The sequence below is a fragment of the Endozoicomonas sp. ALC013 genome, from assembly GCF_049310205.1.
Classification (GTDB): domain Bacteria; phylum Pseudomonadota; class Gammaproteobacteria; order Pseudomonadales; family Endozoicomonadaceae; genus Endozoicomonas.
This window is the reverse complement of sequence record NZ_JBLYNS010000181.1, coordinates 1-7,956: the sequence shown is the minus strand read 5'-3', so window position 1 is coordinate 7,956 and position 7,956 is coordinate 1. Positions and strand designations below refer to the sequence as shown.

Annotated in this window: 9 protein-coding genes; 5 read left to right on the top strand and 4 right to left on the bottom strand. The window is 48.5% G+C overall.

Annotation, left to right across the window (positions count from 1 at the left end):
• From ACO6V1_RS21270 to ACO6V1_RS21250, 5 genes are all read left to right on the top strand, one after another.
• Window positions 1-1,306 (top strand): hypothetical protein (locus tag ACO6V1_RS21270; RefSeq protein WP_422468401.1); only part of this gene is annotated, 1,306 nt, incomplete at its 5' end.
• Window positions 1,306-1,554: a hypothetical protein gene (locus ACO6V1_RS21265; RefSeq protein ID WP_422445543.1), complete on the top strand. Its 249-nt coding sequence runs from the start codon at window positions 1,306-1,308 to the stop codon at window positions 1,552-1,554. The genes ACO6V1_RS21270 and ACO6V1_RS21265, both read left to right, overlap by 1 nt.
• A 115-nt stretch (window positions 1,555-1,669) precedes the next feature.
• On the top strand, window positions 1,670-1,912 hold the full coding sequence (locus tag ACO6V1_RS21260) for a hypothetical protein (protein WP_422445541.1): 243 nt from the start codon (window positions 1,670-1,672) through the stop codon (window positions 1,910-1,912).
• A 32-nt stretch (window positions 1,913-1,944) separates the two neighbouring features.
• Window positions 1,945-2,730: a hypothetical protein gene (locus ACO6V1_RS21255; RefSeq protein WP_422468399.1), complete on the top strand. Its 786-nt coding sequence runs from the start codon at window positions 1,945-1,947 to the stop codon at window positions 2,728-2,730.
• Entirely contained in the window at window positions 2,708-2,836 is a 129-nt protein-coding gene (locus ACO6V1_RS21250; RefSeq protein WP_422445537.1) for a hypothetical protein, read from the top strand. Before ACO6V1_RS21255 ends, ACO6V1_RS21250 begins: the two co-directional genes overlap by 23 nt.
• A gap of 262 nt (window positions 2,837-3,098) precedes the next feature.
• On the opposite strand, the gene ACO6V1_RS21245 is transcribed toward ACO6V1_RS21250, so the two are convergent.
• The 4 genes from ACO6V1_RS21245 to ACO6V1_RS21230 form a co-directional block, all read right to left on the bottom strand.
• Window positions 3,099-4,949 carry a hypothetical protein gene (locus ACO6V1_RS21245; RefSeq protein WP_422468397.1) on the bottom strand — a complete coding sequence of 617 codons (1,851 nt, stop codon included), beginning with the start codon at window positions 4,947-4,949 and terminating at the stop codon, window positions 3,099-3,101.
• Between the two features lie 71 nt (window positions 4,950-5,020).
• Window positions 5,021-5,851, bottom strand: coding sequence for a hypothetical protein (locus ACO6V1_RS21240; RefSeq protein WP_422445533.1), 831 nt, complete (start codon window positions 5,849-5,851; stop codon window positions 5,021-5,023).
• Window positions 5,852-6,053: 202 nt separating this feature from the next.
• Complete coding sequence (locus ACO6V1_RS21235) at window positions 6,054-6,767, bottom strand: M48 family metallopeptidase (protein WP_422445531.1); 714 nt, start codon at window positions 6,765-6,767, stop codon at window positions 6,054-6,056.
• A 9-nt stretch (window positions 6,768-6,776) separates the two neighbouring features.
• On the bottom strand, window positions 6,777-7,956 hold a 1,180-nt coding region (locus tag ACO6V1_RS21230), incomplete at its 5' end, for a type I restriction enzyme subunit R domain-containing protein (protein WP_422468395.1).

Below are 7,956 nucleotides of genomic sequence, written 5' to 3'. Positions count from 1 at the left end.
CCTCTATAAAAACCTGAGCACAGAAACCAATGCCGGTATTCAGGTTGGCAGGGTCGATTACAGCGGCGGGCTGGCGACACTGGCCAGCTATCCATCTGGCACCGTCAATACGGCCACCATTCAGGCAGCGGCCACCATCGGGGTCGGCTTTGGCATAAATGCAGTGGCCTTCCGTACTCCCGGTGCTCCTGTTCGACAGGGCAGCTTGCAGCTAACGGCAGTGCGGGTGGATACCGGGGATGTGATTACTGCGACAGCTGACTTTAATGGCGACTTCAGCACTTCAGAGGTGGCAGGAAACATCGACGTTACGACTGGCTGGTGCGAGATTGAGTTTACTGATGAAAACTCTCCTGAAAAGAAGCCAATCTACGTCATCCCGCAAAGCGTTCGTTACAACTGCGTGGTCGAAACCAGCCTGCCGCTCGATGCTGAACTGATTGGCCTTGACCCGGTACGTCTGCCTCCTGATGGCAAGGTTCCCATCTATCGAGCCGGGGATATTGTGGTTATAAGTCATTCGGCAACCACCGATATTGGTACACCAACGGCAGGCCAAGTGGTAAACCTTACCCGAGATCATCAGGCAGACATTACCATTATTGATGCTAATGGTAAGTATTTGTCTCCTGACCAGTATACCAGTGACCGGGAGGCAGGAACTGTTACCTTTGCCGAGCCGTTGAGCCTGATTGATGCCGACAGTAGCCCGCTATCGGCACCCTATAGTATCAAGGATCGGGTGGAGCACATGAGTGTATTGATCGATGTGCAGATCAATGGTGACATCTCCCCGGTGCCATGGGATTTGCCCGCAGGCGAAACCTCGGTCAGCAGTGCGGTGGTCTATGGCGATCTTCAGGCGAGAGTGAAAAACTTTTTTAGCCAGAAAGTATGGGATAGCGGCGATCCAAACTGGACGGATGACCGGGTTAGAGACCAGACAACTGCCCAATACAACACCATCAACTACCCGGTAGAAGCGACCAACAAGGGGGCTATTTATGGCAAGTGGGCGATTATTTTTACCAGCAGCACAGCTTTCCAGATTGTTGAGGAAAAGCTGGGGATAATAGCCAGCGGTAGCACAGCAACCGATACCGCACCCATTAACCCGGAAACGGGAGTGCCTTATTTCACGATGAAAGCCGATGGTTGGGGCAGCGGCTGGTCAACAGGCAACACTATCCGTTTCAATACCGATGGGTGCCTTGCGCCAGTTTGGATTTGTCGGACGGTGCTTTCAGGTCAGGGCACCGAAACAAACGACGACTTTACGCTACAGATCCGGGGGGATGCTGACTGATGGCAGTGAAAAACTTTAAGCAATATGTCTTGGATCATACTCATCCCACGAGCCTGTATACTTTTGAGCCTCCTGAGCAAAGTGTATTAGATTTAGATTCTCTTATTTCTGAGCAGGATTTTTCAGGCAATGAGCATCATTTATATGCAACTAATTCTTATAATCCTGAAATAGCCCGTTTCTCAAGTGGGAATTCAGGAAGCGATTCTCTTTGTCTGAAGACAAAAATTATTTTGAAGTATTTTTAAATAATGTATTAATCAGAACTAAAGTGTAGGCACTGCAAAGTTCAAGGCAAAGCCATTCAGTCGACCACTAGCCCATGGGCCGGTTAATCCTACTATTATCCCAAATCAATAATTTATGGCTTATGTAATTACAGCTCCGGTTGATTTCGCTTTCGGTCTTGATGCATATAAGCCGGGTGCTGACTTTGGCTTTTATCCGATAGCAAGATATGCCTTTGTTCCGCCACCTTCAGTTATCCGGTTTTATCAGGGTAACTGGAAAAAAGCCGTTGGCCGACAGCAGCAAAGAGCGGCGGTTTATTCCACCGGCCTATCAGCTCTTCCCGGTCACAAAGTAGTCGGCAGGCAAGGTCTGTAGAAGCCTCACCTTTTGGGCTATTTTGGGGGGCAGTGGCTAAAAAGGAAGCTCAGGTCAGTTTCAGTCATAGCGACAGCCTGAAAAAAGAGGCGACAGCTGACGGGCGTTGGCAGCAGGCTGTTAACATAGATGGTCATAAGTCGCAGCGATGGGATCATTCCATTCAGGCAAAGGATGAGAAAGATCGTATTCTCTGGAACCGAACTTTAGTAAGAGACAGCAACCAGATCAGCAGTTTCCGGCGAGTGGATGAGTTCAGTCCTGCTCATCAGATAGAGAAGCTTGGCTACCTGATACCGAGCCTCCTTAACTTCCGCTTTGCTGGCATTCCCTATCCGCCCGAAACCACACCTGCTGTTTATTTCCGAATGGGACGATCAGTTGATGCCAAGGTTATTCAGCCAAGGGATAGCAAGCGGCGCTTTGCCTTCCAGAAAAACAGAGCCGAGGATCAGCCGGTTATCCTGCCGTGGGGCTTCGGCCAGAAAGCCAAGGATGAGAGCATTACCGGCAACTATGGCGGCGAGACAGACCCGGTTATTGTGGAAAAGCCGGAGCCGGAACAGCCAGAGATCAGGGAGAGTTATCTGCTAATGAACATAATTACCACTGTCGTTTTGCCTGCCCGGACACCGATAGAATTACCCTCAATGGAAATTAGCCTGGATATTGATAGCTTCTCATGGAGCTTTACCGGCTTGATCATTATTGATTGGCAAGGGTTTTGGAGAATCTGTCAACTACATAAATATCCTGCAGCAGTTCAAGGCATTGATACTTGGAGGAGTGGAAGTTTTGGCTGGCATCACCGCCAATAACGGTAATGGCACCAGTCAGGCAGATCCTCAGGATGGTTCGATTATTACCGTGAAAGGGGAGTCAGTGGGAGTTAGTCTAAAGGCTTTTGTTCAGGGAGGGAAATAAAAGGAGCTGCGCCAAATTTGGCGCAGTACGAAGCGAAAGTGTAAGACGATCAGATCAAGAATCAAGACCCGACCCCGGTTCGCGACCCGGGTTTTCGGGATGGTTCGGTGATTAGTAGTTAAGGTGGAGTTTGTGAACGTTGGTGTGAAGGCGTTTATTCAGGATGGAGAGATAATGGGGACTGCGCCAGACTTGGCGCAGCAGGTAGTAGAGATTTGATAGAGCACTACAGCATAGAAGGGTGTTGACTATCCCTGATTCTTCATGGATCAACCGGAATTTTGCCCAGAGAGTCCTTCAGCATAGCCTGAACTTTGGGCCGACCACCTTTAGACATGGTGAATCCCAACCCTTGTCGATAAGACTCTGGCAGATAGTAACGATGGGGTTCAGTAATTTTTTTATCTTCATAGACAATTCCATACTCGATCAATTTCTCAAGCTGTTCCATGCTGGCGTCAATAGCTTTCGCCGAAAATGGAATTGTTTTCTTATCAGGCTCAATATTAGCCAATTTTTTAATCCAATCACCTAAAACCGCCAGTTCCTTTTTCGCTTCCTCAACTTTTTCCAAACTGCATTCATTCATAGCATTGCGCATAGCCTGAGGCATTAAAACGCGATCCGTCAATTGGCTTACGCTGCTTGAATCACGAGTTTTTTTACTGGCATATTTTAAAAAGCGGACAACGTCCCTTGCCTGTAAACGTCCCTTCAGATCACACAACGCCGCATAAACCCAGCGCACAGAGTAAGCCTCCCGGGATGAAGGGCTACCTAGTTTCAAACCCCACAATACATGGAGTTTTACCGATATTTCACGGGTTGTCAGATTGGCAACGGGGTCTTGTGCAAACGTTAAACCAGCCTGCCCGCAAGTCCAGTAAACCAGTCGTAGAAACGCATCCGCATCCCATTGCAGCTGGTAAGGTTCATAACGTTCGACAAATTGGCCAAGATTCTGTGCCGTGACCGCTTCCACATAATCTTCACGAATAAAGATGACAATACCGATAGCGCAATTGCGTATTTCACGTAACCGGTTGGGCAGTTCAAGCAGATTTTTTACAGCCAGTGCTTCTTGTTCAGAGTCTCCGACCTCCGGGAATAGATCTTCGATACCATCAATAACGACAATGGTCTGGAGTTCCTGTTTTTTCATCTCCTCGTTCAAGGCTTCAAAATCAGTGATCTGACCTCCCAGGTTATGAAGGTCGATAATATTTTTTTCCCAAAATGCCAGCCAGTCTGTTGTCGGGTTTCGCAAGGCAGCATCTTTAATGCGTATGAACTTGCTCTGTTTAAATGAGTCTTGTGCACCTGCTTTTTTGTAGAAAGAAAGTCGAGCTTGACTTATTGCATCTTCAGCATCATCGACCGTATTTTTTGAATGAGTAAAGGGCAGAATAAACGTGCTTGTTAACCGAGAGGACTGATTTCGATCAACATTGATTTCTGCTTCTTCCAGAAATTTCTTCCAGTTTCCACGCCGACATAGCTGAATGTAGTTAAATGTTTTACCGGAACCTTTGGCACCAATCGAAACAATCTGCGGCAAGCTGCTGGCGTGTCGCTGTGCAAGGTTGCGCAGAGGTGTCGTTAACAGCAATTTATCCGTTTTACCCTGCTCGGCATAAACCAGCTGGGCGCTTAATTCGTAAAGTTTGTTTGCCGGACTATCTTCTCCCCCACAAGCGTAGGCATCAGTTTTTTGAGTTGGTTTCTGGTTCTCAGAATCAAAGAAGTCTCTGGCCCAGTTCAGCCCTTCATTGAGCAAAGGGCTGGCATTTTCTATGACCGAAAGTGCACTGTCCAGTGTTCCCAGATTTAAGAGTTGAGAGCTGAACTCACCTTCAATAATCTCAAGGCCGTCGATGGCATTAGTGTTATCTTCAGCGTATTTATCAGGCATATAAGCGGCGTTCAACCGCTCAAGACCAACTTTGTATTGATCCGTTTTTTTGAACTCTTCATTGATAAAGGTTGTGATGACGCGAGGGTCTAAGGTCTTTTCACCAAACTGTTTTTGCCACTCTTGATTATTCGCCAGGGAAGTCAGGCGATTCAAAATAAATTCCGTACCCATAATCGCTTGCTCAGCCAGCGTAGTCACCACGAAACGTTCAACTCTTGGGTCAAACAGCAGCGGGCTGGAAAGTTCACTGAGTCCGGCTCTCAGGTCAATCAGGATGATATCTGCCTGGAGTTACCCAGCTTTTGCAGCATATCGGTACAACGCCAGGGTTGTTCATAAGATCGGGCCAGGTGTTCTGGTCGTACAGAAATGTTCATTAGTTGAGCCATGCCCGATTCACTGGTGCTCGAAAACGCAGGAAGCAAGCAGTACTCAAACCCGGCTTCGCTTTTCGTGTAGCGATCAAGCTCTTTAGCGAAGGAGGCTACCATTTCTGACTCATCAACCGCCGGATAGTGACTGGCTTCCAAAAATTGAATCCATGAAACATCCGGCTTATCGCTGTCCTTGAACAAATACGTCAGCCCCGGTGCCTCAAGATCAGCATCGACAAGCAATACTTTTAATCTCTTATGCTTGCTGTCACGGTGGAAATTCACCTGAAGCGCCTTGAACCATGTCAACAAGGAAGTGGTACGGCCCACGCCGCCTTTAAAGGAGTGAAAGGCTGCGACTTTGCACTGACCCTCGAAAGGTTCAGGGGTTTTGGGCAGTACTTGTGTTGCGGCCTCATAACCAAGATCTTTCCAAAGCGGTCTTGGGTGACGTTCGCCCTGTTCTTCACACTGCGTGATGATTTCAACATCCATCGAGCTTTGTGGGCCATAAGCCAGCTCTATCTTATGTTCATCAGCCTGCCAGTTATTGCCAAATACGTTTTTTATAAAATCAAGGGCAATGGTTTGATTATCACCGACAAGGTCTATTTCAATCGCTTCACTGTAAGCGCGGATATCCGCGATACCCTCTGGGAAATAGGTAAAATTCTGAGTATTGGATGCCAGCAGTCGTTCGGCATCCAGCCAGCTATAGAGATTCATTAACGCTGCACCTTTATCCAGTTACAGATATTTTCAAGGGTTTTAATAATACGAGTATGATCTTCCGTTTTTTTAACATCAGCGCCATATCTCCAAACCTGCTTTAATTTACTTTGGAAGGTATCGCGCGGGGCACCGGATTTTCAATTTTCGACATAATAAACAAGACTTCTACCGGCCATGACATAACAGGCCAGAGACATCAATACCCCCAATCCTCATACCGCACCGGCAAACTATTCAACTCATCCCGACAACCCCGCCAGTTCGGCATATATTGCTCCATCAACGATTTAAACCGCTTGTTGTGGGAAGGCTCCAGCAAATGCACCATCTCATGCACCACAATATATTCCAGACACGATGCCGGTTTTTTCGCCAATTCCAGATTCACCCAAATCCGGCCCGCAGCAGGGTTACAGGTACCCCATTTGGTTTTCATCTGCTTAACCCCAAACTCGGCAACCTTCACACCCATCAGTTTTTCGTAGTGTTCAATAATCGGCGGCAGCCGCTCCTTCAGCTTTGCCCGGTACCATTCCCGCAAAATCGCCAGTCGCTTATCCGGGTCTGTGCCGGGGCGCACAGACAGCGTGATCGTATGGTGGCCTAGATCCACCCCCGGCGGCGAATCGCGTTCGACAATCTCTAATAGATAACGTTGCCCGTTAAAATAATGGCTTTCACCACCCACCATATCCCGTGGCGTTTCCCGCACCTGGGCTTGCAGTTTCTGCTGCTGCTTTCTGATCCAGGGCAGTTTGGTGATGATATAGGCCCGCAAGGTCGCCTGATCGATATGCAGCGGTGCAGAAACCCGAACCTGACCTTCCGGTGGCAGAACGCTCAGGTGAACATTCTTGATATTCTTTTGCACCACCTCAATATCAATACCCCCTAACGTCATTTCGGGCATTCAGGCTCCTCATAAATACTCTGGCTGATTAGAGATAAGATTGAACACACGAAACGTTTCATCCTCATCTTGCAGAATCTCATAGAGCGCATTGAGTATATAGCTCTCCTTGGCCTCATTCCCACGCCAGTCATCCATCAGATTGGCTCTAACGGCGGCATCGACCTGTAACACCAACGCCTCATCTTCACCCAGGTTATTGTAGAGCATACGCTTCGCCGGAGTATCCAACGCCGCAGGCATATCATCCTTTTGCCCGGTCACGACTTTGTTCGCCAGCTCGGCAATTTCCTGCAGATACTTTTCGTATTCAATGGCATTCTGCTTGCGCTGGCGAATCAGCTCATCAAGCAGTGTAGACATCTTGTCAAAATAGGCCGGGTCATTCAGCTGGCTCTCGATAATGCGGCTGCGCACGTTATTCTCAATAGCTTCCGACACCGCCCGCTGATTGCCTTTCATCCGTCCCAGTTCTGTCCGGATCGCCTCGGCCATACCACTTCGCACAATCACGTCAATCAGCGGCGTATCCTTGAACGGGGAAATCTCCACCGAATCATCCGCCTGAATATAAGTATCAATCAGGTGACGCATATCCGCTTCATAGGCCTTAAGGTCAATCACCTCATTGCTGGAACGGCGAATCAGCTCCCGCAGCTTCACATAAAAATCCAGCCGCTCTTTGATATGCTCAATCCGCTCAGCGGTATAACCCGCAGCTATCAGTTCATCGGCAATATTGGCATAAGCCCGGATCAGCGCCACCGTCGATTTATAGAGCGCAGCCCGCAAAGGTTCTTTTGCCTTTAGGTCTGCCGCCATCTCGCTATTACCACAGAAGTAATGGATAAACTCCAGATCCCCCCTGGGCGGTGGCACCGGCTCACACAGCATCTCGATGGCATCCAGGGCATTGTCCAGCCGCTCCCGACCTTCTTCCAGCCGCTGCTTCAGCAGAATCTCACAATCCTCTTCCTTGAAGTCGTCGTAATCCAGCTCACTGGTATAAACGGCAACCGCCTTGCCCACCTTGTTGAACAGGTCTTTGTAATCGATGATATAGCCGTTGATCTTATCTTCCGTATCCAGCCGGTTCACCCGGCAGATCGCCTGAAACAGACCGTGATCCTGCATGGATTTATCAATGTAAAGATACGTACAGCTGGGCGCATCAAAACCGGTCAGCAGC

What these genes read in the sequence shown, in the direction of transcription:
- ACO6V1_RS21265 (WP_422445543.1), top strand. Translation starts at nt 1,306, where the DNA reads ATGGCAGTGAAAAACTTTAAGCAATATGTCTTGGATCATACTCATCCC.
- ACO6V1_RS21260 (WP_422445541.1), top strand. Translation starts at nt 1,670, where the DNA reads ATGGCTTATGTAATTACAGCTCCGGTTGATTTCGCTTTCGGTCTTGAT.
- ACO6V1_RS21240 (WP_422445533.1), bottom strand. Translation starts at nt 5,851, where the DNA reads ATGAATCTCTATAGCTGGCTGGATGCCGAACGACTGCTGGCATCCAAT.
- ACO6V1_RS21235 (WP_422445531.1), bottom strand. Translation starts at nt 6,767, where the DNA reads ATGCCCGAAATGACGTTAGGGGGTATTGATATTGAGGTGGTGCAAAAG.